The organism is Ramlibacter sp. (genome assembly GCF_035548915.1).
In the GTDB taxonomy this organism is placed as follows: Bacteria; Pseudomonadota; Gammaproteobacteria; order Burkholderiales; family Burkholderiaceae_C; genus Ramlibacter.
Genome location: NZ_DASZSE010000054.1, coordinates 151,169 through 177,886 on the forward strand (window position 1 = coordinate 151,169; position 26,718 = coordinate 177,886).

Annotated in this window: 28 protein-coding genes and 1 pseudogene; 14 read left to right on the forward strand and 15 right to left on the reverse strand. The window is 66.3% G+C overall.

Translation table 11 applies throughout. From position 1 onward, the window contains the following. Positions 1–9 precede the first annotated feature (9 nt). Complete coding sequence (locus VHA82_RS24810; RefSeq protein ID WP_325548338.1) at positions 10–1,155, forward strand: hypothetical protein; 1,146 nt, start codon at positions 10–12, stop codon at positions 1,153–1,155. Further along, a complete protein-coding gene (gene asnB, locus VHA82_RS24815) occupies positions 1,143–2,957 on the forward strand; it encodes an asparagine synthase (glutamine-hydrolyzing) (protein WP_325548340.1) in 1,815 nt (604 codons plus the stop codon). Before VHA82_RS24810 ends, asnB begins: the two co-directional genes overlap by 13 nt. Here asnB and VHA82_RS24820 read toward each other — a convergent pair. Genes VHA82_RS24820 through VHA82_RS24830 form a run of 3 tightly spaced genes read right to left on the reverse strand, consistent with a single transcriptional unit; the run spans position 2,932 to position 6,304 of the window. Further along, positions 2,932–4,467 (reverse strand): hypothetical protein, encoded by a 1,536-nt coding sequence (locus VHA82_RS24820; protein ID WP_325548342.1) that lies wholly within the window; start codon positions 4,465–4,467, stop codon positions 2,932–2,934. The two genes, asnB and VHA82_RS24820, sit on opposite strands and share 26 nt — an antisense overlap. Then, positions 4,467–5,600, reverse strand: a complete 1,134-nt coding sequence (gene rffA, locus VHA82_RS24825) for a dTDP-4-amino-4,6-dideoxygalactose transaminase (protein WP_325548344.1) — start codon at positions 5,598–5,600, stop codon at positions 4,467–4,469. The genes VHA82_RS24820 and rffA overlap by 1 nt, the downstream gene beginning before the upstream one ends. Next, a complete protein-coding gene (locus VHA82_RS24830; RefSeq protein WP_325548346.1) occupies positions 5,597–6,304 on the reverse strand; it encodes a GNAT family N-acetyltransferase in 708 nt (235 codons plus the stop codon). Before VHA82_RS24830 ends, rffA begins: the two co-directional genes overlap by 4 nt. Positions 6,305–6,378: 74 nt before the next feature. Here VHA82_RS24830 and VHA82_RS24835 point away from each other — a divergent pair, with 74 nt between their 5' ends. Continuing rightward, positions 6,379–8,685, forward strand: coding sequence for an FkbM family methyltransferase (locus tag VHA82_RS24835; RefSeq protein WP_325548348.1), 2,307 nt, complete (start codon positions 6,379–6,381; stop codon positions 8,683–8,685). A gap of 27 nt (positions 8,686–8,712) precedes the next feature. Here VHA82_RS24835 and VHA82_RS24840 read toward each other — a convergent pair whose 3' ends face one another. Next, a complete protein-coding gene (locus VHA82_RS24840; RefSeq protein WP_325548350.1) occupies positions 8,713–9,393 on the reverse strand; it encodes a glycosyltransferase in 681 nt (226 codons plus the stop codon). Between the two features lie 13 nt (positions 9,394–9,406). Beyond that, complete coding sequence (locus VHA82_RS24845) at positions 9,407–9,889, reverse strand: DUF2919 family protein (RefSeq protein ID WP_325548352.1); 483 nt, start codon at positions 9,887–9,889, stop codon at positions 9,407–9,409. A gap of 156 nt (positions 9,890–10,045) precedes the next feature. Between VHA82_RS24845 and VHA82_RS24850 the strand changes: the two genes are divergently transcribed. After that, positions 10,046–11,593: a PglL family O-oligosaccharyltransferase gene (locus tag VHA82_RS24850; protein WP_325548354.1), complete on the forward strand. Its 1,548-nt coding sequence runs from the start codon at positions 10,046–10,048 to the stop codon at positions 11,591–11,593. Here VHA82_RS24850 and VHA82_RS24855 read toward each other — a convergent pair. Then, positions 11,570–12,277, reverse strand: a complete 708-nt coding sequence (locus VHA82_RS24855; protein WP_325548356.1) for a class I SAM-dependent methyltransferase — start codon at positions 12,275–12,277, stop codon at positions 11,570–11,572. The two genes, VHA82_RS24850 and VHA82_RS24855, sit on opposite strands and share 24 nt — an antisense overlap. Positions 12,278–12,311: 34 nt before the next feature. Between VHA82_RS24855 and VHA82_RS24860 the strand changes: the two genes are divergently transcribed. Then, the gene (locus tag VHA82_RS24860; protein WP_325548358.1) at positions 12,312–12,911 is read left to right on the forward strand and encodes a methyltransferase domain-containing protein; all 600 of its coding nucleotides are present in this window, start codon (positions 12,312–12,314) and stop codon (positions 12,909–12,911) included. Here the strand turns inward: VHA82_RS24860 and VHA82_RS24865 are convergent. Both VHA82_RS24865 and VHA82_RS24870 read right to left on the reverse strand, forming a co-directional pair. Beyond that, positions 12,895–13,063: pseudogene (locus VHA82_RS24865) on the reverse strand (cyclic pyranopterin monophosphate synthase MoaC); the annotation flags it as partial. The gene VHA82_RS24860 and the pseudogene VHA82_RS24865 sit on opposite strands and share 17 nt — an antisense overlap. Before the next feature lie 102 nt (positions 13,064–13,165). Then, positions 13,166–13,738, reverse strand: a complete 573-nt coding sequence (locus VHA82_RS24870) for a hypothetical protein (RefSeq protein WP_325548360.1) — start codon at positions 13,736–13,738, stop codon at positions 13,166–13,168. Positions 13,739–13,813: 75 nt separating this feature from the next. Here VHA82_RS24870 and VHA82_RS24875 point away from each other — a divergent pair, with 75 nt between their 5' ends. The 5 genes from VHA82_RS24875 to VHA82_RS24895 all read left to right on the forward strand — a co-directional run bounded on the left by VHA82_RS24875 (position 13,814) and on the right by VHA82_RS24895 (position 17,241). Beyond that, positions 13,814–14,101 carry a hypothetical protein gene (locus VHA82_RS24875; RefSeq protein ID WP_325548363.1) on the forward strand — a complete coding sequence of 96 codons (288 nt, stop codon included), beginning with the start codon at positions 13,814–13,816 and terminating at the stop codon, positions 14,099–14,101. Between the two features lie 499 nt (positions 14,102–14,600). After that, positions 14,601–15,191 (forward strand): hypothetical protein, encoded by a 591-nt coding sequence (locus VHA82_RS24880; RefSeq protein ID WP_325548365.1) that lies wholly within the window; start codon positions 14,601–14,603, stop codon positions 15,189–15,191. Positions 15,192–15,233: 42 nt separating this feature from the next. Next, positions 15,234–15,809, forward strand: a complete 576-nt coding sequence (locus VHA82_RS24885) for a recombinase family protein (protein ID WP_325548367.1) — start codon at positions 15,234–15,236, stop codon at positions 15,807–15,809. Between the two features lie 47 nt (positions 15,810–15,856). Then, positions 15,857–16,435, forward strand: coding sequence for a DUF6680 family protein (locus VHA82_RS24890; RefSeq protein ID WP_325548369.1), 579 nt, complete (start codon positions 15,857–15,859; stop codon positions 16,433–16,435). Between the two features lie 2 nt (positions 16,436–16,437). Then, the gene (locus VHA82_RS24895; protein WP_325548372.1) at positions 16,438–17,241 is read left to right on the forward strand and encodes a DUF2971 domain-containing protein; all 804 of its coding nucleotides are present in this window, start codon (positions 16,438–16,440) and stop codon (positions 17,239–17,241) included. 17 nt (positions 17,242–17,258) lie between these two features. On the opposite strand, the gene moaC is transcribed toward VHA82_RS24895, so the two are convergent. Further along, positions 17,259–17,744, reverse strand: coding sequence for a cyclic pyranopterin monophosphate synthase MoaC (moaC, locus tag VHA82_RS24900; RefSeq protein WP_325548374.1), 486 nt, complete (start codon positions 17,742–17,744; stop codon positions 17,259–17,261). A gap of 48 nt (positions 17,745–17,792) precedes the next feature. Between moaC and tfpZ the strand changes: the two genes are divergently transcribed. Together tfpZ and VHA82_RS24910 are read left to right on the forward strand one after the other, a co-directional pair. Continuing rightward, positions 17,793–18,560 carry a TfpX/TfpZ family type IV pilin accessory protein gene (tfpZ, locus tag VHA82_RS24905; protein WP_325548376.1) on the forward strand — a complete coding sequence of 256 codons (768 nt, stop codon included), beginning with the start codon at positions 17,793–17,795 and terminating at the stop codon, positions 18,558–18,560. Position 18,561: 1 nt separating this feature from the next. After that, positions 18,562–20,064 (forward strand): M48 family metalloprotease, encoded by a 1,503-nt coding sequence (locus VHA82_RS24910; RefSeq protein WP_325548378.1) that lies wholly within the window; start codon positions 18,562–18,564, stop codon positions 20,062–20,064. Here the strand turns inward: VHA82_RS24910 and VHA82_RS24915 are convergent. Further along, entirely contained in the window at positions 20,032–20,388 is a 357-nt protein-coding gene (locus tag VHA82_RS24915; RefSeq protein ID WP_325548380.1) for a phage holin family protein, read from the reverse strand. The genes VHA82_RS24910 and VHA82_RS24915 overlap by 33 nt on opposite strands. 33 nt (positions 20,389–20,421) lie before the next feature. Continuing rightward, positions 20,422–21,090, reverse strand: a complete 669-nt coding sequence (locus VHA82_RS24920; protein ID WP_325548382.1) for a TerC family protein — start codon at positions 21,088–21,090, stop codon at positions 20,422–20,424. A gap of 270 nt (positions 21,091–21,360) precedes the next feature. Here VHA82_RS24920 and VHA82_RS24925 point away from each other — a divergent pair, with 270 nt between their 5' ends. Both VHA82_RS24925 and VHA82_RS24930 read left to right on the forward strand, forming a co-directional pair. Next, complete coding sequence (locus VHA82_RS24925; protein WP_325548384.1) at positions 21,361–21,774, forward strand: DUF3717 domain-containing protein; 414 nt, start codon at positions 21,361–21,363, stop codon at positions 21,772–21,774. A 5-nt stretch (positions 21,775–21,779) separates the two neighbouring features. After that, positions 21,780–22,082: a putative signal transducing protein gene (locus VHA82_RS24930; protein WP_325548386.1), complete on the forward strand. Its 303-nt coding sequence runs from the start codon at positions 21,780–21,782 to the stop codon at positions 22,080–22,082. A gap of 56 nt (positions 22,083–22,138) precedes the next feature. Here VHA82_RS24930 and VHA82_RS24935 read toward each other — a convergent pair whose 3' ends face one another. The 4 genes from VHA82_RS24935 to purB form a co-directional block, all read right to left on the reverse strand. Beyond that, positions 22,139–23,653 carry a tripartite tricarboxylate transporter permease gene (locus VHA82_RS24935; RefSeq protein ID WP_325548388.1) on the reverse strand — a complete coding sequence of 505 codons (1,515 nt, stop codon included), beginning with the start codon at positions 23,651–23,653 and terminating at the stop codon, positions 22,139–22,141. Then, positions 23,653–24,075, reverse strand: coding sequence for a tripartite tricarboxylate transporter TctB family protein (locus tag VHA82_RS24940; protein ID WP_325548392.1), 423 nt, complete (start codon positions 24,073–24,075; stop codon positions 23,653–23,655). The genes VHA82_RS24935 and VHA82_RS24940 overlap by 1 nt, the downstream gene beginning before the upstream one ends. Before the next feature lie 130 nt (positions 24,076–24,205). Next, a complete protein-coding gene (locus VHA82_RS24945) occupies positions 24,206–24,766 on the reverse strand; it encodes a YaeQ family protein (protein ID WP_325548394.1) in 561 nt (186 codons plus the stop codon). A 445-nt stretch (positions 24,767–25,211) separates the two neighbouring features. Beyond that, positions 25,212–26,591: an adenylosuccinate lyase gene (gene purB / locus VHA82_RS24950; RefSeq protein WP_325548396.1), complete on the reverse strand. Its 1,380-nt coding sequence runs from the start codon at positions 26,589–26,591 to the stop codon at positions 25,212–25,214. Between the last annotated feature and the right edge of the window lie 127 nt (positions 26,592–26,718).

The window sequence follows — 26,718 nt, forward strand, 5'->3', positions numbered from 1 at the left end:
GTTCTTCCCATGCTCTTCAGGCTGCTGAAGCTCGCCTTCACCAAGCGGGGGCGATCGGGGGTCGCTCCGGTCGCCAAGCCGAGAACGCCACGGCCGATCGCGCCGTCTGCCGCACCTCCAGCCCAGCAACCGCAGATACCCGATCCTGCCGCAGCGCGAGGCGAACAGGCGCTGTCGCAGTCCGCGGACTGGCAGTTCCGTCCCCCACCGGGAGACTTGCAGAAGGAAGCCGAACTGCGCGCGCTCCTGGACCACTGCTTCTCGCGGATGCGGTACGAACTGCAGCCGGCCACGCGCCAGATCGTGGAGGCGAGTGCCGCACGCTTCCTTCCGCCTGCGGCACCTTCGGACCTGCACGTGTTCGTCTATCACGTGGACGTGGGCGGCGTCACCGCGAAGTACCGCGACATCTCGATCGATACGTCGGTCTTCGACTACCACGCCGTACTGCGCGCCTTCCTCGACAGCGTGCGACGCTGGCACGCGCACGCGAACGTGTGGCTCGTCACGAATCCAGGATCGCCGTTCACCACGCTCGCCGCGGAGCGCGTGCAGGTGGTCGAACTCGACGCCCTGCCGGGCCGCACGATGTACGAGCGCGTTCGCGCGATGTGCGCCTACGTGCACTCGCCGTCATTCACCGCCGACACGCTGTTCCTGGACAGCGATGCTTTCCTGAACGGGCCCACAGCGCCGTGGCTCTGCGGCGAATTCGACATCGCCGTCACCTATCGCAACCGGCTGTGGATGATGCCGGTGAACGAAGGCGTGATGGCGGCCAAGATTGCGCGGCCCGATGCCGTGCGAGCCTTCTTTCGCCGCTACCTCGCCACCTACGATCAGCTGGTGGACGACGAGCGCGTGCAGGCGTTCTACGGCGACGTGCGCCGCTGGCGCGGCGGCCAGCTGAGCCTGAACGCCGTCACGCGCGGCGGCTATCCCTACAGCGCGTTTCGCGAACTCGACTTGAGCGGCGCCGTGCTGAAGGCGTTGCCGACGGAGAGTTTCAACTACTCGTACGAATACGGCGAAAAGCTCGATCCGCGCGAACTCGATGCGCGCGCCGTCGTCCATCTGAAGGGTGGACGCAAGACATCGCTTGATGCGTGGCTCGCGTACGCGGCCGCGCGGAGTCGCGAAGCATGTGCGGCATAGCGGGCATCCTCGACCGGTTCGCGCGCTGGCCGGCCGGCGCGAAAGCCGAAGTCGTGCGCGAGATGTGCCGCCGCATGCGGCATCGCGGACCCGACGCGGAGGGCCACTGGACTTCGCCCGAAGGACGCCTCACGCTTGGGCACCTGCGGCTTTCCATCATCGACCTCGATGCGCGCAGCCACCAGCCGATGCACGACCCGGCGGGTCGCTACGTCGTCGCGTACAACGGCGAGCTGTACAACTACCTCGAGCTGCGGGCCGAGCTCGAAGCCGAAGGCGTCGTCTTTCATACGACATCGGACACCGAAGTGCTGCTGCAGGCGTGGGCGCGCTGGGGCCACGCCTGCTTCGAACGATTCGACGGCATGTTCGCGCTCGCGATGTACGACCGCGAAAGCGGCGAGCTCGTGCTCGCGCGCGACCGCACGGGCGAGAAGCCGCTCTATGTGGCCAGAAGCGGCGACGTTATCGCGTTCTGCTCCGAACTGAAGCCGCTGCTCGCGCTGCCCGGCCTCTCGCGCGACGTCTCGGACGACGCGCTTGCCGATTACTTCAGCCTGCGCTATGTGCATGCGCCGCGCACGATCTTTTCGGGCATCACGCAGTTGCAGCCCGGCACCTGGCAGCACTTCGCGGCGGATGGCCGTTTCAGCGAGCGCAGCTACTTCGCATTCGATCTGGCCGGGCCGGGTGAGCCGTTCAACGAAGCGCGCTACCTGGAGGGGCTCCACGCGGAACTGAAGCAGGCCGTGCGCACGCGCATGCTGGCCGACGTGCCGGTGGGCGCGTTTCTCTCGAGCGGGGTCGATTCGAGCCTCGTCTGCTCGATCGCCGCGAAGGACCTCGGCAGCGACATCCGCTCGTTCGGCGCGGGCTTCGCGGGCAGCGACGAAGACAACGAAACCGACACCGCGCGCGAGATCGCGCGCCACCTCGGCTTGCCCTTCGAGCAGTACATCGTGTCCGAAGAGGACTTGCTGGGCGCTGCGTCGGCGTTCGGCGCGCGGCTCGACGAGCCGAACGGCGACCGCAGTTGCGTGCCCACCTATTTCCTCTCGGGGCTCGTGCGCAGGCACGTGACCGTGGCGATCTCGGGCGACGGCGGCGACGAACTGTTCGGCGGCTACACGCGCTACCTGGGCCGCTACGCGTGGGACCGGCGGGTCGGAGAGGAATTGCAATGTGCCCGCAGCTACTTCCAGGGCGGCTTGCCGATGTTCAGCTGGCCGAGCCTGGCCCACGCCTTTCCGGACTTTGCGCAACGCTTCGATGCGCGGATCGGCTCGCGCTTCGTGGGTGCCTTCGCACGCAAGGAGCTCGATGCGGTGGAGACGCTGCGACTCGTGGACTTCCACAGCTACCTGCCCGGCAGCGTGCTCGCGAAGGTCGACCGCATGGCGATGCGCCATTCGCTCGAAGTGCGCACGCCCTTCTTCAGCCCGGGCATGCTGGAACTCTCGGCATTCCTGCCGCGGCCGCTCGCCACGGGCGGCGGGCTGCAGAAGCTTGCGCTGCGCAAGGTGCTCGCGCGGTATCTGCCGGATCATCTGGTCCGCCCGGCCAAGCAGGGCTTCGGCATGCCGGCATCCTTCTTCAGGACGCAGGCCGCGGCATTCTCCCGGCTCGCCGAACGCGCCGACGAGGCGTTGGCCGCATGGGCACCGCTCGAGGAACGTGGCGAAGCATTCGCAGTCCTGCGCCAGGCCGCCCGCGACAACATGAACAGCTACTGGGCCTGGATCGCGCTCGGCCAGTGGGTGGAAAGCATCGACGGGGTCACGGCGGCAGCGGCAGGCCTTTGAAATTCGCGAAGTGGTCGCGTGCCGCGCGCGCGGAGTCCAGGAAGTAGCGCTCGGCAATGCGCTGCAGCAGCGCCCCGTACTCCGAACGCAGCGCAGGATCGTTCACCAGGCGCGCCGCCTGAGCGCCGAAGGCCTTGACGTCCGCGCACGCGAGCGTGATGCCCCTTCCCCGCAGTGAGCGCAGCCCTTGCGCGATCTCGGGATACGTGCTGCGCGTGGCATCGCGCTCGATCGCTTCCGCGAAGAAGTTGATCCAGGCCTGCGAACCCGCCCACGTCACGACGGGCTTGCCGAGCAGCATCGCGCGCGCCGCCACCGTGCCGGAGAGATGGGGCGTGTCGAGGAAGATGTCGCACGCGCCGAGCAGGTCGTCGGGACTGACCCAGCCCGCGAAGAACTGTCTGTCGGCAAGGCCTCGGCGCTCGAAGACGTTGGTGATCGCGGGCAGCGCGTTGTGGCCGGTCCACACGAAGGCCGTGCCGGAGCAGCGCTGCAGCACGTCGCACACGGCATCGAGATACGCCGGATCGCGAATCTTTTCTTCGCGATTTACGGTGTAGAGCACGGTGCCCAAACGCCGCGCCGAAGCGACGGCGCGCGGCGGCCCGCCCGTGGAAGTCTCGAGCGGCGGGGGGCGGTTCATGAGCGGCGCGGCCGCAAGCCACGCCTTGCCGCCCGCTTCGCGTTCTTGCCTGAGTCCGCAGCTGAACGAGTAGCGCCAGCGCAGCGCCTCGATCGCCCCGATCTCGAACTTCATCGAAAGCCATCCCACGCGATCCGGTCCCAGGCGTGCGCAGGCGTAGCTCAGGCCCACGGGGATGGAAACGAAGATCAGCTGGCCGAAGCGCTGGCGGTTCATCTCGTCGTCCGCGGCTTCGAACATCGCGGCCAGCGGCTCGCGCAAGCCGACTTCGCGGATGCTCACGCCCAGGCTCGCCATGCGCCTGATCGATGCGCAGCGGCCCTGCGGACCTTCGCGGCCGATGATGCCGATGTCGCTCGCGGACTGCGGCTCGGACTGCACATGAGCCTCGATGAGTTCGGCCAGCAGCTGCATGTGCGCCATCTCGGCGCCAAGGCTGTGCACGTAGAACAGCACCCGTTGGCGACTTGCGCGCGAAGCCTGCGCGCGGCCGGCCGCGGCCTGCATGCCCAGCGCATGCAGCGGCGCATCCATGGCGCGCAGGCACGCGTCGTAATGCGACGCGCGCTCGTACAGCTTCACGAGGTTGTAGGCCCAGCGCTCGGTGGCGAGCGCGGTCTCGGCGTCGCGCTGGCGTTCGCACAGGCGCAGGATCGGCACCACGGCCTGCTCGATCGCCTGCAATGCCTGCTGCGGCGCTTCGATGAGCGGGCAGCGATCCAGCGCTTTCTGCGCCGCCGCGAGCGAGCCTTGCGCGCAAAGACGCTGCACCTCGCCGCACCAGCGGCGCATCCGCTCGCGCGTGGGCCGCGAGACGGTGGAGCGCGCGCCGAAGAAGCGCGCCAGCAGCCGGAAGACGGATGACATCAGCCGAAGAAAGCGCGCACGCGCTCGATCACGCGCGGCTGCTCGGCTTCGAGCCCGAGCCACAGCGGCAGCCGCAGCAGCCGGTCCGACGCGTCCGCCGTCACCGGGCAGGCGCTTGCGGCGCGCTCGAACCGCTGTCCGAAGGGCGACGTGTCGAGCGGCACGTAGTGGAAGACGGCGAGGATGCCGTCGGCCTTCAGCCACTCGATGAGGCGCGTGCGCGCCGCGAGGTCTTCCAGCAGCACGTAGTACATGTGGGCGTTGTGCGCGCAATGCGCGGGCACGACGGGCCGGCGCAGGAGCCCGCGCGATTCGAGATCCGCGAAAGCCTCGTGGTAGCGCGCCCACAGCTGTAGCCGCCGATCCGTGATGGTTCGCGCTTCGTCGAGCTGCGCGGCGAGGAATGCGGCGGTCAACTCGCCGGGAAGAAACGACGAGCCGATGTCGCACCACGTGTACTTGTCGGTCTGCCCGCGAAAGAACTGGGCGCGGTTGGTGCCCTTCTCGCGCACGATCTCCGCGCGTTCGGCGTCCTCGGCGGTGTTGACGAGGAGCGCTCCGCCCTCGCCGGAGATCACGTTCTTCGTTTCGTGAAACGAGAGCGTGCCGAAGCGCCCGAAGGTGCCGGCGTGCTGCCCATGCCAGGTGGAGAGGATCGCCTGCGCGGCATCCTCGATCACCGTGAGGCCCCGGCGCGCCGCGATGTCGAGGATCGGCTGCATCTCGCACACCACGCCCGCGTAGTGCACGACGACGATGGCCCGCGTGCGCGGCGTGAGGAGCGCTTCGATCTTCGTTTCGTCGATGTTGAGCGTGTCGGGCCGCACGTCCGCGAAGACCGGGACGCCGCCGCGCAGCACGAACGCGTTGGCGGTGGAGACGAAGGTGAACGACGGCATGATCACTTCGTCGCCCGGCGCGATGCCCGCGAGGATCGCGCTCATCTCAAGCGCGGCGGTGCAGGATTGCGTGAGGAGCGCCTTGCGCGTGCCCGTGAGCCGTTGCAGTTCGGCGTGGCAGCGTTGCGTGTACTGGCCGTCGCCCGCGAGCCGGCCCGAGAAGTGGGCCTGCGCGATGTTGTACAGCTCGCGCCCCGTCATGAAGGGCTTGTTGAAGGGGATGGCGGGTTTCACGCGGGGAACCAGAGGTGGAAGGTGTGGCGGCTCTCGTGCGGCACGAAGCCGGCCGCGCAGAGCATCCTTTGGGCCGGGAGGTTCGTCAAGTGCGTGGTGTAGGTGAGCGTGCGCGCGCCCCGGTCGGCCGCGAAGGAAGCGGCCTGACGCAGCAGTTGCCGGCCGCGGCCGCGGCCCGCGGCATGGGGTGCGATGCCAAAGAGCGCGACGTCGGCGAGTCCAGCCTCGGGTTCGACGTCGAGCGCGGCGAATCCGACCGGCACGACGCCGTCGCACGCGAGCAAAAAGGCGTTGCGGTCGCTTGCCGCACGGCAGGCGCGCACCGCCCAGGAGGGATGGATCTCGTCGACCGCGGCCCGCGCCAGCGCAGGGTCGTTGCGGTAGTGGTTCGCGTAGCCCGCGAAGATCGTGCGCGCCAGCGCGTCGACGGCAGCGGCGTCGGCCGCCGAGCCGGTGCGCACGCCGTCTTGCAAGTCGTGGCCGGCTACCGCCGCGCCCCGCCACGTCACCACCGTGTCCATCAACCGCGCACCCGCTTCCTCGGCCGCGGTGAGCACCGCCTGGTTGGAAGCGGCCACGCGCAGCACGAGCATGCGGATTTTTTCGCGGCGGCCGTACTGGCATGCCTCGGCCAGATCGGATAGGCTGTCCGGTGCGGATCGCGCGATCCGCACGCCGAAGCGCGCCGTGTCGATTTCTGACAATCCTGTCCTGTCCACCGCGAAAATCATGCCCGTCTTCCCCACCCCAGGCAACGGGCGCCCAGCCTGCCGATGCCATGAATGAACTGATCTCCGAAGATTACCGCCGCGAGCAGGCGGCACTGCATTCCAAGGGCAACTACGGCACCGCCGGCTCCTACTACGGCCGCGCCGTGACGGAGCTCGTGCGCGTGCTCGATGTGTCGTCGGTGCTCGATTACGGGTGCGGCAGCAAGCAGAGCCTGCGCACGACGCTGAAGCTCCCCCCGGGCGCCGTGTACGAGGGCTACGACCCGGCCGTGCCCGAATTCGCCGAGGAGCCGATTCCCGCGGAACTCGTGTGCTGCATCGACGTGCTGGAGCACATCGAGCCGGACCTGATCGACAACGTCATCGACCACCTCGCGTCGCTCTGCGACCCCTGGGGCTTCTTCAGCATCCAGTCGACGCCGGCGGGCAAGACGCTGTCCGACGGACGCAATGCGCACCTGATCCAGCAGGGCCCGAAATGGTGGCTGCCGCGCCTGCAGCGGCATTTCAAGGTTGTGGCGCGAGCGGGGGTTCCCATGGGCTTCGCGGTGCTCGTGAAGCTGCACGATTCCGACGTCGCAACGCCCGCCGGCGTGGTGGGCGTGATGGAAATGCTCGCGGCGCCCGACTCCGATGTGGTGAGAAAGCACGAGAAGCCGCGCGACGCGGCCGCCGCCGCGGCGGTCTCGGGATCGGCATCGACGCTGCCCGCGGCGAACGACTCGGCCTCTGTTTCGCCGCCGCCCGCCGCACGCGCCGCACCGGCCGCACCGGCCGCACCGGCCGAAACAGCAGCGGCGCCCGCGTCCGCAGACCGGCCCTCGATGGCCGCGCGCATCCAATACCGCGGCGTGGAGATGATCTTCCACACGCCCAACGAGATCACCGTGTGGCGCGTGCGCACGCTTGCGCAAAAGGAGCCCGACACGATCCGCTGGCTCGAATCGATGCCCAAGGGCGCGGTGTTGCTCGACGTGGGCGCGAACGTGGGCATGTACAGCATCTTCGCGGCCAAGGTGCGCGAAGCGAAGGTCTACGCGTTCGAGCCGGAGGCGCAGAACTACGCGATCCTGAACGCCAACATCGCGGAGAACGCGCTCTCGTCGCGCGTGCTCGCCTTTCCGGTGGCGCTGTCGGATCAACTCAAGCTCGACAAGCTGTACCTGTCGGACCTGACGCCCGGCGGCTCGTGCCACTCGTTCGGCGCCGAAGTGGGCTTCGACCTCAAGCCGCGGCCCGCCGCCTTCGAACAAGGCAGCGTGAGCATGACCATCGACCATCTCGTCGAAAGCGGCGCGCTGCCCGTGCCCGAATACATCAAGCTCGACGTGGACGGCTTCGAGCACAAGGTGCTGCAGGGCGCGGCGCGCACGCTCGCGAATCCGCGGGTGCGCAGCATCATCGTGGAGCTCAACACGCACCTGAAGGAACACGCGGGCGCGATCGAGCAGCTGCGCGCGCTCGGCTTTCGCTACGACGAAGTCCAGGCCAAAGGCGCGTTGCGCAAGGACGGTGCGTTCGAAGGCGTGGGCGAATTCATCTTCACGCGCGATGCGAAGACACCCGCGGACGTCAACTTCGACCAGACCTACCGCTTCACGCTGCCGCGCCGCGCGAGCGGGCGGCACGTGCTGTCGCACCTCCTGAACCGCGTGGCGAAGACACCGGTCGTGAACGATCCGTTTCCGTATCTGGTGGTGGACGACGTGTTCCCGTCCGACTACTACCGGCAGATGCTGGAGCATTTCCCCACGCACGAGAGCCTGCGTCCGATCTCCGAGACCGGCCGCGTGAGCCAGGGACTCTACGAAGAGCGGCTCACGGTGCTTTTCACCGACGACGAGTTCGCGCGCATGACGCCCGCGCAGCAGGCGTTCTGGCGCGACTTCGCGGCCTGGATGTACACCGACCAGTTCACCGCCGCATTCGTCGCGAAGTTCGGCGACGCGCTCGAGCCGCGCCTGGCCAACATCCTCGCCGTGGACAACGCGCTGCAGATTCGCGGCGACGCCCTCCTCGTGAACGACCAGACGCGCTACGCCATCGGCCCGCACACCGATGCGCCGCACCGGCTCGTGAGCTTCCTCTTCTATCTGCCCGCGGACGATGCGATGCGCGACCTCGGCACGTCCCTCTACCGCCACAAGGACCCGAATTTCGTGTGCTGGGGCGGGCCGCACCATCCCTTCGACGACTTCGTGCGGGTGAAGACGATCGACTTCCTGCCGAATCGCCTCGTCGCGTTTCCGAAGACGGAGCGTTCGTTCCATGGCGTGGAGCGGATCGAACGCGAAGGGGTCAACCGGCCGCTTCTGATCAACAACATCCGCCTGCTGAACAAGACGACGCACTGAGAGCGCCGCGCGCGGACAGCCGCGGCTTTATTTCGAGCGCTGGTCCACGCGCAACATCGCTTCTTTCTCGGCGCGCCACTCGTCGCCGTAGTCGCAATCCGCCGTCTCGGCGAAGTACGGCCCGCCCACCGTGAAGTGGACGTTGCCGGCGAGGGCGTCCGCCTCGTCGTGGCCGACCAAGTGGTTCCAGCGCCGCGGCAGCTCGCCGATCAGGCCGTCGTCGCCGAGCCATTTGAACTGGTGCAGCTCGAGGCCGCTCGCGGTGTTGACGTATTCGGGCGTGAGCGCCTTGCAGCGCGCGTTGTTGAACAGCATGACGCTGGACCAGTTCTTCTTTTCGTAGGCGGTCTGCTTGTAGTCGAGGAACTTCACGGTCTCCTTCGGCTGGTGATCGTGCTTCACGCACATGACGGCGTAGCGGTCGTCGCGCAGCGCCCAGAGCTTCGCGATGTCGTCGCGCACCAGCATGTCGTTGTCCATGAAGATCGACCAGCCTTGGTAGCCGCTCAGCCAGGGCGTGAGAAAGCGGCTGAACGCGAAGTCGGTGGACTGCAGCGGACTGCGTTCGCGCGTGAACACATCCTTCAGGTTGTTAAGCGCGAGCGGCGTGAAGGCGACCGGCTGCGAGGACCGCGCGAGGATGCTGTGGGTGAGAACGTGCCACGCGGCGGTCTCGCGCGCGTCGTAGCCGATGAAGATCCGGATCATGTCGAAGGCTCCCCTAGGAGGAAGGCGGCGCGGGAAAATCGGAAAAGAGCTGGCGGAAGAATCCGTCGGTCGCAAGCGCGTAGATGACGGCGATGTCCAGCACCGAACAGCTCGCGAGGAAGAGTTCGGGCCAGCGCCGCCACACGCTGCTGGCCGCGAGCGCCGCCGCGGTCGCGGCGATGTGGATCGCGGCGGTCGCGATGAGGATTGCGCGGCCGCGCGCCCAGAGCACGCGCCAGAGCCGGCTGGCCGTGGGGCTTCGGTGGCCCGCCGTCATGATCATGAGGATCGCGGGGAGTTCCAGCGCGAGCATGTACCAGGAGAAGTCGCCGCCCAGCACGCGCACCGTCTCCGGCGCGCGGCGGGAGGAGACGAGGATGAACACCACCACGAACCAGTAGCGCGCGAGCCATCCCATCACGAGCCAGAGGGTCGCGGGGACGGCGAGCGCGCCGTGGCGGTCCACGTTCAGCAGCCGTTCGTCGATGGTCGCCATGGGAGACGGAAATGCGGGCGGATGTGACAGTCTTGACGGATTCGAGGTCTTCGGCCTCGATGAAGCAACGATAATGCCCGTCTTCGTGCCCAGGGGCAATCCGTCGATCCACCGAGCCACCCGATCCCACCGAGCCAGTCACCGATTTCCGCGCCGATGATTCCCCCGGTCGACGATCCATCCCGTTCGCAGGCCCTTTCACCCGACGCGCCGCCCTCGTGGACCGCCGCACCGGTGACTCCCACGATGCCGCTGTGGCTCGCGGCGGTGGCCTTCGTCCTCATGGTGCTGCCGTGGCTCGAGCCCTTCGCGCCCGGCCCGTCGGCCGCCGCCGTGCCGCTGATGTTCGCGTGGTTCTGCTCCTCGATCGTGCTGGGCCTGGCCTCCTGGCGGGAGCCGCAACTGGTCGCCTGGGCCTGGCTCGTCGCCGCGCTCGTCGCCGCGCTGTTCGGCCTGCTGCAGTACTTCGGCGCGACCGAGATCGCTTTCGGGCTCGCCAACTACACCGACCCCGGCACGGCCTACGGCAACCTGCGCCAGCGCAACCAGTTCGCAAGCCAGCTCTCCATCGGCACGCTCGCCGCGCTCTACCTCGCCAAGCAGGGGCTCGACCGGCGCTGGGCCGCGCTCGCCATCGCGCTGCTCGCGGTGGCCAACGCCGCGTCCACCTCGCGCACGGGGCTCGTGGAACTGCTGCTGATCGCGCTCGTCACGCTGCTGTGGGAAGACCGCGGCGGGCCGCGCACGACGCGCCTGAGTCTCACCGCACTCGCGGTCTACGTGCTGGCGGCGTTTCTGCTGCCGCTCGCGCTCCAGACTTTCACGGAGTATGAAGCGCCCGGCCTCTTCGACCGCGTGTCGTCGTCGCCGGGCTGTTCGAGCCGCATGGTGCTGTGGTCGAACGTGCTGGAGCTGATCGGGGAGCGGCCGTTGTTCGGCTGGGGCATCGCCGAGCTCGACTACGCGCACTACGCGCATCTCTATGGCGGCGCGCGCTTTTGCGACATCCTCGACAACGCGCACAACCTGCCGCTGCACGTGGCCGTGGAGCTCGGCGTGCCCATCGCGTTGCTGTTCGTGGGCGGCCTCGCATGGTGGATCTGGAGGCATCGTCCCTGGCGCGAGACCGACCCGGTGCGCCAGCTCGCCTGGGGCGTGCTCATGGTGGTCGGCCTGCACAGCCTGCTCGAATACCCGCTCTGGTATGGCCCGTTCCAGCTCGCGACGCTGCTGTCGGTGCTGCTGCTGCATGGGCGCGGCCGCGCGGCGCTCGCGCCGATGTGGCGCAACACCCTGCGCGTGGTCGCGCTCGGCGTCCTGCCGCTCGGGCTCGGCTACGCGGGGTGGGACTATCACCGCATCAGCCAGCTCTATCTGCAGCCGCAGGAGCGTTCGCCAGCCTACCGGGAGCAGACGCTTGCGAAGGCGCGGGCGAGCTGGATCTTCGCGCGGCAGGTGAAGTTCGCGGAACTGAGCATCACGCCGCTTACTCGCAACAACGCGCGCGACATCCACGCGCTCGCGCTCGACATGCTGCATTTCTCGCCCGAGCCGAAAGTGATCGAGGCGACCATCGACAGCGCGATGGTGCTGCACGACGAGCCCACCGCGCTCTGGCACATGGCGCGCTACAAGGCGGCCTTTCCGAAGGACTACGAGGAATGGCTCGCGGACAACGCCTCACTGAGGCGCAAACGCGAGTGATTCGCCGGGCACGAGCAAGGCGGTCGTGCTCACGTCGGGCAAACCGAAGCGCTCCAGCAGCAGCCGCTCGGGCGGATACACGAGCAGATGGCGGCCGAAGCGTTCGGTGTTGCGCAGCGCCATGAGGTTCATCACGCCCTTTTCCACGCCTTCGAAGTCGTCCAGCACGATCACGGCGCGCGGCGCGGCAAGCTGCGGCAAGAGCGCCAGGTCTTCCTTCATGAGCCGGCCATCGAGGTGCAGCACGTCCACACGGCCGGCATAGCCGTCTTCCACCATCTCGCCGAACATCTGCGTCGAGCCCGAGCCGGGGTAGGTCGTGACGGGCGTCTTCGCGAGTTTCGGCAGATCGAAATGATTGCTCACGTCGCAGCTGTGCACTTCGCCGTTCACGCCCGCCGCGTCCATGCCTTTGGCGATCGCGATCGCCGACTTGCCGATGAAGGTGCCGACCTCGGCGACGATTTCCGGCGCCACGAAGTAGGCCAGCGCGAACAGCATCCACTGCGTGGCCACCGGAATCGAGCCGGTGTTGTTCTGCGCCTTGCGGCGCAGTTCCTCGAGGCTTCCCATCTGCGCGAAGAACTCGGCGCCGTGCGCGCGCAGCATCGGGGCCGAGTTTTCCAGCACGCGCGTCCAGAGCGCTTCGGACAGGTTGCGGTACGAGAGGGTGAACGGTTTCATCGACGGGCCCGATTTGCGGCATAGTAACAGCGCCATGCCTCCACCGAACGCCCTCATCACCGACGACTACCGCCGTATGCAGGCCGAACTGCACGCGAAGGGCGACTACGGCACCGTGGGCGCGGTCTACGGGCCGCTGGTCACGGCGCTCGTGCGCAGCACGGGAGCGACGTCGCTGCTGGACTACGGCTGCGGCAGCCAGCGGTCGCTTCTGCGAACGCTGCAACTGCCCGCGGGGGTCGTGTACGAGGGCTACGATCCCGCTGTTGCCCAATACGCCGCGCCGCCCGTGCCGGCGGAGCTCGTGTGCTGCATCGACGTGCTGGAGCACATCGAGCCGGACCTGCTGGACAACGTGCTCGATCACCTCGCGACGCTGTGCGATCCGTACGGCTTCTTCACGACCCACTCCGGCCCCGCGGCCAAGGTGCTTTCCGACGGCCGCAATGCGCACCTCACGCAGCAGGGCCCGGCATGGTGGATCGCGCGGCTCGAGCGGGATTTCCGGGTGCTCGAGCAGCGGCCGGTTCCCGGTGGCATGTGCGTGATGGTGAGCTCACGGCGATCGGACGTGCCGGTCGACCCCGGGGCGCATGCGCCGCTGTCGGGGTTTTCGGTCAAGGCGCGGGAGTAGGCGAAAGCACCCAGCTGCCCGACTTGCCGCCGTGCTTCTGAAGCACGGCGCACGTCGGTCATCGTCATTGCGCGGTCGATGGCCTTGCACATGTCGTAGATGGTGAGCAGGCCGACCTGCACGGCGGTGAGGGCCTCCATCTCGACGCCTGAAAACTTCATCCTGTACCAACGCAGCTTGGACAAAACTTGGACGGCGAATTCCGGCCAAGTCCCGAAAGAATAGCGCATGCCATCACCCGGTCCGACTCTGGCCTAGCGCACCATGTCCGAGCATTCGTACTCCTGATCGACTATCGCGGCTGACCACTCATGGCCGTCGGCGCGGAGTTGAGCATTCAGCCATGCAAGCGGCACGATCTCACGGTCAAACCACACATCCATGCGGTCGTATGTAACACCGCTTGCGGCGAAGTACCGAAGCTTAAGCTCTTCCACGATCAGACGCCGGGCAATGTGCTGCGGTGAATCGCCTGCGTCACCTCCACGTCCCGGAATCAGGTTGGGCGCCCAGTACGGCAGCTTCATGTCCCGGTATGGGAGCCCCATCATGTCGAACACGGCCTTGTGCGGCGTCCCTCCTCGTCCGCCTCTGCCGTCGCGCTGATTTGCTTCACCACCGTTTCCTCCATAGCAAGAGGAATCGTCGCCCAGCACCTCAGCATCGCCACCGGGACCGCCGGAGCCGACGCCTCCTCGCCCGCCGCGTCCACCGAATGCATGGCTGCGGTCACCGACCACGCGAGCCAACCCGCCCGACCCGCCGGGGCCAATTACGGTGTCTCCCGCATCGCCCCCCATCGCCGTGCTCGCGTTGCCTTCGACCATTGCGTCGCCTCCCGATACCGCTTTGCTCGGCGTGGGCTTATCCTGTAGCAAAGCCTTCAAACTGAACCTCCACCTATGACAGACACGAAGAAGTTTCATGGGCTCGATGCGGATGACTGGCAGGCTGGCTTTCGTGCCGGCATCCAAGAATTTGCGGGACCAATTTTTATGTTTTCCCGGGATGGCGACTTCGTCCGCATTGCCTTTGGGAACCGGGGACCATACGTCGATGAAAACAAACGCCAGCCGGTGTACACGCATGCTGTGACCATGTCAGCAGAAATGGCGATTGAATTGGCGAGGCAGCTATTGCATTCATACGCCGCTCCGACCCCCGAAAACAAGAAGAGCGCGGCAGAGTGACCGAGTTGGCCTATGGCCTGTTCTATCCGTCTCCTCCCCGTCCACCCTTCGCACGTGACCCTGTCCCACTTGCCCGCGCAGAACCTCCATCGCCTCCGCTGGCAACACCTGAGCGGCCCCCGTCGCCTCCAATAGCTGTTGCGCCATTGGAAGCACGTGCATCCCCACCACGTCCTCCAGACCGCGTCTTGTCGTCTTCACGGAAAACCCATGCCAAGCCCCCTGCCAGAGCGAGCAGGAGGGCGCCGAAGACCGTAGCGCTTGTCTTGGATAGGCCCAGCGACTCAGCGGAGGGGTAGCCCCAACCAAGCGCCAGCACTGAGAGCCCAAGGACTAGTGGAATCCAAAATGACTTTGTCACGCGCTCTCCTTTCCAAGAGGCTCCAATCTACACTGTGGCAGCTGTAGTTCGGATCGGCGGGCAGATTGAAGGGGTTGGCGACAACATCATGCGATGGCCGCACAGCAAACCCACGTAACGCAGTCTTCTCATGGCCCCATGGAACGTGAGCCGTTCTACGAGTCCATGGAATTCTGGCTGGTGGTACTGACAGCTTTGCTTGTCGGGGTCACCTACCGTCTTGTGCACTTCACAAAGAAGCTTTGGGGTGCCACAGCAGAACTTGTGAAGGACTCGCAAGACAAGGCGGAAAAGCAACTCCGCGCATATCTCAATGTGCGCCAAATCACCGCCAAGTACGAGCAGGGCGAGGGTCCACTCACCGCAACAGTCTTAATTGAGAACTTTGGGCAAACCCCTGCACACGACGTAAGAATCACAGCCAACATCCAGACTGTCTATGCAGACACAGTATTGCAGTTCGACCTCGAACATCTTGAAGGGGGTGGCATGGGAGTTATGGGGCCGAGAAACACCTATACCCTGCATGCCACCACGGGTCAGAACGTGACGCAGCGAATGCGGATGGAAGTGAACAACGGCGATGCCATCGTGTACGTATGGGGCCTCGTGACCTACGGCGACGAGTTCGGTAGGACGCATAGCACTGTGTTTCGCATGCGGATGAGCGGTCCCGACGGGCAGCGAGGGACATTTAGCCCATGCCCCGATGGAAATTCCGCTGACTAGGCTTGCCGCTGTAAACATCTCGCTTGATGATCGAGCCAGCACATGAGCCGCCTCGCCTACTACCGGGTCAGCACCACGGACCAGAACATCGAAAGCCAGCGGGCAGCGTTGGGTGGAGCCTTCGACAAGGAGTTCACCGACGAAGGTATCAGCGGGGCCATCCCTGCTGCCCAGCGTCCCGGCTTCGCTGCACTGCTCCAGTGCGCTCGTGAAGACGACACCATCCACGTTTACGCGGTTGATCGGTTGAGGCGGGATGCCCTCGACGTTCAGGCCACTGTCCGGGCTCCGCTGAAGCGGAAGGTGTCGGTGGATGTTCGGGGGCTCGGCGTGATCGCTGAAGGTGCAGGCGAGCTAATCCTAGCCGTCCTCGCACAAGTCGCGGACATGGAACGTCAGCGCATCAACGAACGCACGGCGCAGGGCAGGCATACGGCACGGGAAGCACTCGCTGGCCACCGGCAAGACCCACAGGGGCAAGGAGAGCCTTGGAAGGTCACGCGCTGCCACCCCGAACTTGTGAAGGCGTGGAGAATGAGCCACTCGGCCAGCATCGCCCAGACCGCGAGGTCGGTTTGGTCTAGCGTTGCGACCGTCAAGCGGTATTGCGCTAACTGAACAAACTTGCAAGCCAGTTGTTCAGGTCCGCTCTAAACTGATGAGCCATGACTCTCACAGACGTGCTCATGGTCCTTTCCACAGCGTTGAGCCCGCTGATCGCTGTTCAAGTCACCCGTTGGCTGGACGATCTGAACGAAGAGCGAGGGCGCAAGCTGCAAGTCTTCAAGATTCTGATGGCTACCCGTGCGTACAGCGTATCGCCCCAGCACGTCGAAGCACTCAACAGAATCGACTTGGAGTTTTCCCCCAAGCGACCTGCCGAGAAGGCCGTCCTCGATGTCTGGCAACAGTACCTAGATCACTTGGGCCAGACAAAAATGGAAGCTCAGGCGTGGAACATACGCAGAGTGGACCTGCTAGTAGAACTTCTCCACGCAATGGGGAAAGCAGTTGGATACGACTTCAACAAGACGCAGATCAAGAACGGAACCTACTCCCCAACGGCCCATGGCCGCCTTGAAAGTGAACAGGAACGTCTTCGCACGCTGACCCTAGAACTGCTGGAGGGCAAACGCCTGTTGCCAACATTCGTGGCGAACCTAAACCCATTGCCGGAGGGTGCGGCATCGGTGAAGCCTACAGAAGGCTCCCAACAAGCAGCTACGAAGCGGGCGGAATCCTGACTATGGAAAAGCCCGCACGGCTTTACAAGTACGAGGCGTTTTCCCCGCAGGCGCTAGAGAATCTGAAGAATCAGGTCATCTATTTCAATTCCCCCCTCCAGTTCAACGACCCCTACGACTGCGCCCTGTCCCCGAGCATCAAGGACCTGAGTGACGAGGACGTGGAGAAGATTCGTTCGCACTACCTCTCCCGACCGGACATATCGGACAGGCCGCGCTTCGAATTTGAAACCATGACGGTCCCTGCTCTGCGGGCGATGCTCCTGAAAACCGGGCAAGACGTACTTGAGAAGCAGGTCCGGCAGTTCGTTTCGCAGCGCGGGGTGTCATGCTTTTCCGAAGTGCCAGACAACCTGCTGATGTGGTCGCACTATGCGAGCCATCATCGCGGATTCTGCTTGGAATTCCGAACCGATGCCGAGCCATTCCAAAGGATTCGCCCGGTCACGTACTCCAAGACCATGCCTGAATACGACTTGGCAAAGATGCTGTATGACAGAGACTTCGACCACATCGAAAGCCTGTACTGCACCAAGGGCTGGGACTGGAGTTACGAGCGAGAGTGGCGATGCATCCACAAGGAGGGGGGAACGGCGTTCACCTACGCGGCTGAAGCGTTGACTGGTGTTTATTTTGGCTCTCAGGCCTCATTCACGACGATTGAGATCGTCGCTTTGATCTTGGCCGGGCAGAACGAGCACGTTCAGCTATGGCAAGGCGCCCGCAGCAAGTCCGCCTTCTCTGTCGAATTCAGGCAAATGAGCTATACGTCCCACTTGGAAGCAAAGAGACAGGGGCGTCTCTAAGGCGAGCGGAGCACGCATCACTTCTTTGCGCCACGCATGAACCCACCCGACTTGCCCCCGTGCTTCTCGAGCAGCATCACGCCCTCGATCACCATCCCGCGATCCACCGCCTTGCACATGTCGTAAACCGTGAGCAGTCCCACCTGCACCGCCGTCAGCGCCTCCATCTCCACCCCCGTCGGCCCCACGGTCTCCGCGGTCGCCACGCACCGCACCGCATTCGCATCGCGCTCGATCTCGAATTCCACCGCCACGCGCGTGAGCGCGATCGGATGGCATAGCGGGATCAGTTCGCTCGTGCGCTTCGCGCCCTGAATGGCAGCGATGCGCGCCACGCCCAGCACGTCGCCTTTCTTCGCCCCACCGGATTCAATGACGGCCAGCGTCTCGGGCCGCATCACGATGCGGCCCTCGGCCACGGCAACGCGCCGGGTCGCTGACTTGCCACTGACGTCGACCATGTGCGCACGGCCTTCGCCGTCGAAGTGTGTGAGTTCGCTCATCGCTTGCGCCCATCGCTTGGACTCATCGCATCCGCTACCATCGCCCGCATGAAGCACGCCTGGAACTGGCAGGAGCGCCTGAGGGCGGCCACCATCCACCTGGGCCTGAGCATCGGCGTCGCCCTGCTCGCGGCCCTGCTCGTCTTCATCGAATGGTACCCGTATCCGTACCGCGAGATCTCCGGCGGGCGGGAACTCTTCATCCTCCTCACCTCGGTGGACGTCGTGATCGGCCCGCTCATCACGTTCGCCATCTTCAACCGCGCGAAGCCCTGGCGCGAACTGAAGCGCGACCTCGCCATCGTCGGCGTGCTGCAGCTCTCGGCGCTGATCTACGGTCTTCATACGGTGTACCTCGCCCGGCCCGTCCACCTCGTGTTCGAGATCGACCGGTTCCGCGTGGTGGCGGCCGCCGATATCCCCGAGGATGCGCTTTCGAAGACTCCGCCCGGCGTCGACGCGTTGCCGCTTTTCGGCCCGACGCTGCTCGCCGTGCGGCCCTTCCGCGATTCCGTCGAGCGCAGCGACTTCACGTTCATCGCCGTGCGGGGCATCAGCCTGTCGGCGCAACCGGCCTTGTGGGAACCTTATGACAACGCCAGGGATCGAGTGAAGACGGCCGCGCGGCCGCTGGAGGCGCTTACGAAGCGCTTTCCGCAGCGCTCGGCGCAGATCGATGCCCTGCTCGCCTCGGCGGGCCGCGGCGGCAAGCCAACCGTGTGGCTGCCGCTCGCGGGCCGCAAGACATTCTGGACGGTGTTCATCGATCCCGCCACGGCCGAACCCGTTGCTTTCATGCCCCTCGACTCGTTCTGAAATGTCCACGACGCGCAAGATGCTCTCCCGCGCGGTCCTCCTCGCGGTGGTCGCGGCGCTCGCGTTCGCGCCGGTCCGCGCGCAGCTGCCCACGCTCGGGGACAGCGGCGACATGTCGAGCGTGTCGGAACGCAAGCTCGGCGAACGCGTCGCGCGCGAGCTCTACCGCGACCCGGACTACATCGACGATCCGGTGCTGATCGAATATGTCGAAGGCATCTGGCGGCCGCTGCTCGCCGCGGCGCGCGCGCGCGGCGACCTCACGAACGAGATCGACGAACGCTTCGCCTGGCAGGTGCTGCTCGGGCGCGACCGCATCGTGAACGCGTTCGCCGTGCCGGGCGGCTGGCTCGGCCTGCAGCTGGGCCTCATCAACATCACCGCCACGCGCGACGAGCTCGCGTCGGTGCTCGCGCACGAACTCAGCCACGTCACGCAGCGGCACATCTCGCGCATGATGGCGCAGGAGAAGATGCGCACGCCCTGGCTGCTCGCGGGCATGATCCTCGGCGCCATCGCCGCAAGCCACAATCCCGAAGCCGCCAACGCCGTGCTCGCGGGAACGCAGGCGCTCGCCATGTCGCAGCAGCTCAGCTATTCGCGCGACATGGAACGCGAGGCCGATCGCATCGGCTTCGGGGTCCTCACGCAGGCGGGCTTCGATCCGCACGGCTTCGTCGGCATGTTCGAGAAGCTGCAGCAGGCCTCCCGCCTCACCGACAACGGCAGCTATCCCTACCTGCGCACGCACCCGCTCACGACCGAACGCGTGGCCGACATGCAGACGCGCCAGCAGCTGGTGGTCCGCCCGGCTCACGCTGCCCCATCCGTGGAGCACGCCATGATCACCGCGCGTTCCCGCGTCCTGTCCAACCCCGGTGTCGACGGTCTGCGCGGGTTCGTGACCGAGGCCGAGACGGCCGACCTTGCGCAGCAGACGGTCGCGAAGCAGGCGGCCACGCTCTATGCGGCGATCCTCGCGGATGTGCGGCTGCGCGACTACCGGCCGGCCATGCGCCTCGTGCCGCGCCTTGCGGCGCTGGTCGCGAGCGACGCGCCGTCCGCGCGGCTCGCGAAGCTGCTCGACGCGGAGGTGGCGCTTGCCTCGGGCGATGCGCAGCACACGCTGGCCGACGTCGACCCGGCTTCGCCGCACCGGCCCGACCTCCTGCTTGCCGAACAGGCGCTGCTGCTGCAGGGCCGGGGCCGCGATGTATCGCAACGTCTGCAGACCTGGGTCGCGACCCATCCGCGCGACGCGACGGCGTGGCAATTGCTCGCGCGCGCCTACGCGATGCAGGGCGACTCGCTGCGCTCGATCCACTCCGAGGCGGAGTCGCAGGTGGCGCTGATGGACTACGCCGCGGCGCTGGACCGCTTCAAGGCGGCGCAGGACTTCGCGCGCCGCAGCACGTCGAGCAGCGACCACATCGAAGCGTCGATCATCGACACCCGCGCGCGGCAGGTCCAGTCACTTCTTCGAGAACAGGCTCTCGAGCGCTGACTCGATGATCATGCCGATGAAGGAGTAGATGAGCGAGCCCACGAGCGCGGCGAGGAAGTCGCGCACGTGGAAGCCTTCCAGCAAAGCCGCGGCCGCCCAGAACATGAGCGCGTTGATGACGAAGAGAAAGAGCCCGAGCGTGACCACCGTGACGGGCAGCGTGAGCACGACGAGCACCGGCCGCACCACGGTGTTGAGCAGGCCGATCACGAAGGCCGCGATCAGGGCCGCGCCGTAGCTGCGCACTTCCACGCCTTCGTAGATGTAGGCCGTGAAGAGCAGCGCCGAGGCCAGCAGCAGCCATTTGGTGATGAGCTTGACCATGGAGCGGCAGCATACACGCGCTTCGGCCGGATTTCAGGCGGGCTGCGACCGGGTCCGCCGCCCCGCCCAGAGCACGGCGCAGATCGCACCCGCATACAGGCCCCATCGCGCCACGGCATGCGGGTCGAAGACCGCGTCCAGCAGCGGCTCCTCGACGATCATGCGCGCGGCGGTGAAGGCGAGCACGGCCGCGCCGGCTTCGATCACGAGCGGGAAGCGTTCCACGAGCTTCAGCACGAGCGAGCTGCCGAAGACGACGATGGGGACGCTCACCACCAGCCCGATCACCACGAGCGCCATGCTGCCGTGCGCCGCGCCCGCGACGCCCAGCACGTTGTCGATGCCCATGAGCGCGTCGGCGACGACGATCGTGCGCATCGCGCTCCAGAAGGTCGCCGCGGCCGGGCCGTGATCGGTCTGCGCGTCGCGCTGCGCAAGGAGTTGCCACGCGATCCAAAGGAGCGCGAGGCCGCCGGCCAGCATCAGCCCGGGGATCTTCAAAAGCCAGACCACGCCCATCGTCATGGCGCAACGCGTGACCACCGCACCGACGGTGCCCCAGACGATGGCCCGGCGCCGTACCTGTGCCGGCAGGTTGCGCGCGGCGAGCGCGATCACGATCGCGTTGTCGCCGGCGAGGACGAGGTCGATCAGGACGATGGCCGCGAGGGCGGACCACCAGGGGGCGGAGAGGAATTCCATGCGGACAGGCTCCAGGTTGCATCGAACGGATGCCGGGCCCTGTGCACGAGGAGCGGGGAAGCGCGCTTCGACGCAGCCGGGCACGGCCGCGATCGAAGGTCTTGCTCAGCAGGCTCGACTCGCCTGCCCGGTGCGCCGGAAACTGAAGGTTCCGTACTGACGGCGACACCGCAAAAGAGCTACTCCCCTTCGCAAGCGGGATTAGAGCACATCCGCCGGCTCGCTGCCGGTGCGCGGAAACGCGTATCCTTTCCTCCCCGTTCCTTTCCCATGGCCGCGATTCACATCACCGACATCGAAGCCGCGATCAATTTCTGGCGCGCGCGCAAGCCCTCGCCCGACGGCGTCACCCTCGCCCCGGAGCTCCGGGCGCTGGCCGAGGTGTATGCGCTGCTCGTCTTCCATCATGAGGACGAAGCCGACGAACGCGGTTTTCCCGCCGCGGCGTATGCCGCCTGGAGAGCGTGGTACGACACCCAGCCCGACACGCCGTGCATCGCGATCTGCTCCACGAGCCAGGGCGATGCCGAGTGCAAGGGGTGCGGGCGCACCTTCGAGGAAGTACAGCACTGGACGCAGATGACCCCTGCCGAGAAGCGCGTGGTGTGGCGGCGCATCACGCTCGCCGACAGCGCGTGGCGCTTCAACCGCTACGCCGAGCGCGCGGCGCCGGGCGCACAATAGTCCGCATGCTGCGCCTCACCCGCGCCCCGAACATCGCGATCGCCGCGCTCTGGGTCGACATGCTGCGCCAGGCGGGCATCGATGCGTCCATGCAGCGGTACTTCCTCTCGGGCGTGGCCGGCGAAATCCCGCCCGATCAGTGCCTGCCCGAAATCTGGCTGATCGACGACGAGCAGGAGCCGCGGGCGCGGGCGGTGCTGAAGGACCTGCAGCACATTCCGCAGCGCCGGTGGGTCTGCGCCTGCGGCGAGCGGGTGGAAGGCGGCTTCGAGTCGTGCTGGCGCTGCGGACGGTTCATGCCCGCCTGAAAACGGCAAGGCGCCCACAAGGGGCGCCCTTCATGAACCGTCGGAGGGCCGCCGCCTCATGCTTCCTGCAGCACCTCCGGTGCGACCGGCGGCTTGGCCGGCTTCTTGCGGAAGAACGTGACGAGCTGCCATACCACGAGCAGCGCAATCAGGCCCATCAGCGTCCCGCTGATGGGGCGGGTCACGAAGATCGAGAAGCTTCCGCGCGACAGCAGGAGGGCGCGGCGGAAGTTCTCCTCGAGCATCGGCCCGAGGATGAAGCCGAGCATGAGCGGCGCCGGGTCGAGCTCGAGCCGCATCATCAGGTAGCCCATAAGACCGAAGAGCGCGGTGATGAAGATGTCGTCCAGGTTGTTGTTGACGCTGTAGGTGCCGATGCAGCAGAAAAAGAGAATCGCCGGGAACAGCACGTTGTACGGAATCTTGAAGACCGACAGCCAGTAGCGCACGAGCGGCACGTTCAGCGTGATGAGGAAGACGTTGCCGACCCACATGGAGGCGACCAGCCCCCAGAAGAGGTCCGGGTGGCCCGCGATCATGTTGGGCCCCGGCTGGATGCCCTTGATGATGAAGGCGGCCATCATGAGGGCCATCACGGCGTTTTCCGGGATGCCGATCGACATGAGCGGGATGAAGCTCGTGCGCGCGGCGGCCTCGTCGGCCGCGGCCTGTCCAGCCACGCCTTCGATCGCGCCGTGGCCGATCTCGTCGCGGTACTTGGAAAGCTTCTTGTCGACGGCGTAAGCCGCGAACTGGGCGATCACCGGGCCGCCGCCGGGCAGGATGCCCAGGAAGGAGCCGACCACGCTGCCGCGCAGGGAACTTGGGATGATGCGCTTGAACTCCGGCCAGGTCGGGATCAGCTTGATCTTGCCCTGGAAGGGCGATCGCTCTTCCTTGCTGTCGAGGTTCTTCGTGATCTCCGCGATGCCGAAGCAGCCGAGCGCGATGGAGACGACGCCGATGCCGTCGGCGAGGAACGGCAAGTCCATGGTGAAGCGCTGCATGCCGCTGTTCACGTCGGTGCCGATCTGGCCGAGCAGCACGCCGATCAGGCACATCGCGAGACCGTTGAGCAGGCTGCCCGTCGTGACGAAGCTCACGCAGAAGAAGCCGAACAGCATGAGCGCCGTGTAGTCCGCGGGTCCGAACAGGAAGGCGACTTCGCCGAGCGCGGGCGCGAGCGACGCCAGCACGACGATCGCCACGGTGCCGCCGATGAAGCTCGAGACACCCGCGGTGAAGAGGGCGAGGCCCGTCTGGCCCTTGAGCGTCATCTGGTAGCCGTCGATGCACGCGACGATCGAGCTCGCGTGCGGCATCTTCATCGTGATCGCCGAGACGCTGTCGCCGTACTGCGCGCCGTAATAGATGCCGGCCAGCATGATGAGCGCCCCGCCGGTGGGGATGGAGTACGTGAGCGGCAGCAGCAGGCTGATGGTGGCGAGCGGCCCGAGACCGGGCAGGAGCCCGACCAGCGTGCCCACCGTGCAGCCGATGGCGCAGAAGAGGAGGTTCTGCCAGGTGAGCGCGTGCTCGAAGCCGAACGCGAGGTTGTGCAGGATTTCCATCAATAAAGCGGCAGGTTCACGCCCAGGAATTTGTAGAAGGCGAATGCGATGGCGACGAGCACCGCCGCGATCTTCACGTTGCGCATCGTCGAATACGACGTGGCGGCCAGCGAAGCGCAGAACACGAGGAACACGATGCCGACGATCATGTTCACGAACTCCGAAAGAAGGGCGAAGCCCGCGAGGCTGCCCATGATCACGGCGATGTTCTTGATGCGGAAGTCGATCGTCTTCGCCTCGCTGAACCGGGAGCGGATCACCGTGGCGATGCCCACGAGGAGCAGCAGGCCGCTCACGATGAGCGGGAAGAGCCCCGGGCCGGCGCGGCCGAACTCGCCGATGGGGTACTTGAAGGACGTGAGCCCGAAGGCGAGGGCGATCGCCATGAGGAACAGGCCCCTCACGAGGGTGCGGTCATTCATTGGGGGAGGCTCGTGGAGGAAGGGACCGCCGGATGATCGGTTGGCCGCACTGACCGCAGACTGACCGCGTCGGTGAGAGGAAGTACGTAAAGAGGGCGGGAGGTGCGCCGTCACCGAAGGGCGACTCGCCTCACTTCAGCCGTACGCGCTCCAGGCTCACGTGCCGGGCTGCGTCGCCCACGAGCAGCGTGCCTTCCTGCACCGTCGCTTGCAGGTGCATCGTGCGCTGCGCAAGCTCGGCAAGCGCCTGCGACTCGGCGGCCGCAACGCGCCAGACGGAGAGGTTCGCGAGCCGGGCGACTTTGTTTTCGATGCCGCGCCACCAGACGTCGGCGGCGTGGTGGAAGGCGTAGACCGTCACTTCGTCGGCCTGCCTGGAGGCCTTGGCGAGTGCGCTGTCGTCGGGCTGGCCGACGTCGATCCAGGCGCGGATGGCCCCCGTGAAATCGCGCAGCCAGAGATCGGCCTCATCCGGCGTGGAGACGCCGGCGCCGAACGAGAGGGTCGCGTCGCCGTTGCCGAGCGACTGAATCTGATGGGCATGCAGCGCGAAGGCCGCGAGCCGCATCATCATGCGTTCGTCGTTCTCGCTCGGATGACGTGCGATGGTGAGCGCGTGGTCGGCGTAGTAGCCGTGATCGATGTCGGCAACGCAAAGCGTCGCCTTGAAGATGGTGGATTTGAGCGCCATGAGGCGACAGGCTCCCGGTGTGAGACGTCCGTATGTTGATGGCACCGCAAGTCGCGCATAGTCTGCGCGACTTGCGAACTTCGCGCTTGCCCATGGACATGGCTCCTCTTCTTACTTTCGACGGATATCACTATCACACCGTTGCCGCGCCGCAGGACGTCGCCGGGCGGGCCGAGGGCGAGACTCCAGCGGGCCATGCGCTTGGCAGCCTGGCGGCGCGCGGCGTGCGCTCCGCACCGGCCGCCCAGCGCAGGAGCGAGGCCTGGCGGACTTGCATGCAGGCTGGCTGCGGCATGTTGTGTCTCGCAGGGGTGATCGTCATCGTGACCTTGGGGATCGAGTTCGTTCGCAGGTCCACGCGGACACAATGAAAGGAAGGCTTCCTCGATGGGGGCGTCGTGCGGGGACCGGTGCATGACCGGCGCGATGCAAAGCGCGAGCCACGCTAGGCGCGCCTGGCGAGTTCGGCGGCCTTGCCGATGTACGAAGCGGGCGTGAGCCCGAGCAGCCGATCCCGCTCGGCTTGCGGGATGTCGAGCGAGCGGATGAGCGCATGAAGGTCTTCCGGCCGCACGCTCTTGCCGCGCGTCACTTCCTTCAGCTGCTCGTACGCGCCCTTCACGCCGTAGCGCCGCATCACGGTCTGGATCGGCTCGGCCAGCACTTCCCAGGCGCGATCCAGGTCCTCGCGCAGCGCTTCCTCGTTCAGCTCCAGCTTGGCGAGGCCTGCGGCGAGGGAGTGGTAGGCGAGCACCGCATAGCCGAGCGCCACGCCCATGTTGCGCAGCACGGTGGAATCCGTGAGATCGCGCTGCCAGCGCGAGATGGGGAGCTTTTCCGACAGATGCTTGAGCAGCGCGTTCGCAAGCCCGAGGTTGCCCTCGGCATTCTCGAAGTCGATCGGATTCACCTTGTGCGGCATGGTGGAGGAGCCGATCTCGCCTTCGCGCAGCTTCTGCTTGAAGTACCCGAGGCTCACGTACCCCCACACGTCGCGGCACCAGTCGATGAGAATCGTGTCGGCGCGCGCCACCGCATCGAAGAGCTCCGCCATGTAGTCGTGCGGCTCGATCTGGATGCTGTACGGCTGGAACGTGAGCTCCAGTCCCGCAGGCTCCGGCGACTCGACCACCTTGCGGCTGAACGCTTCCCAGTCGAAGGCGGGCCAGGCGGCCAGGTGGGCGTTGTAGTTGCCGACGGCGCCGTTCATCTTGCCCATGAGACGCACCGAAGCGATGCGCTCGCGCGCGGCCGCGAGGCGCACGGCCACGTTGGCGATTTCCTTGCCGACGGTGGTCGGGCTCGCGGTCTGGCCATGCGTGCGGCTCAGCATCGGCACCGCCGCATACTTGTGGGCCATCTCGCGCAGGCTCGCGATCACCTTGTCGAGCGCGGGCAGCAGCACCTGCTCGCGCGCCGCCTTCAGCTGCAGTGCGTGACTCGTGTTGTTGATGTCCTCGCTGGTGCAGGCGAAGTGGACGAACTCGCTCGCCGCTCGCAGCTCGGGCCGAGCCTCGAACTTCGACTTGATCCAGTACTCCACCGCCTTGACATCGTGGTTGGTGGTTTTCTCGATCTCCTTGATGGCGACGGCGTCGGCCTCCGAGAAGTTCTTCACGAGGCCCAGCAAGTAAGTGCGTGCTCCCGGGGTCAAGGGTTTGAATTCGGCGAAGCCCGCGTCCGACAGTGCGATGAACCAGCAGATCTCGACCTGAACGCGCCGGTGCATGTAGCCTTGCTCGCTCATGAGGGGCCGCAGCGCAGCGAGGCGGTTGGCGTAGCGGCCGTCCAGGGGCGACAGCGCCGAAATCGTCGAAGGCATCATGCTCCGGATTGTAGGCGGCGCACCCTGCCCGAGCCGTGTCAAGGGCCTGTCGCAGCGGTGCGACAAGGGGGTGGACCGCTTCCCCTAGAATGAACCCGCCCCAAGGAACGACATCATCGCAACGAGT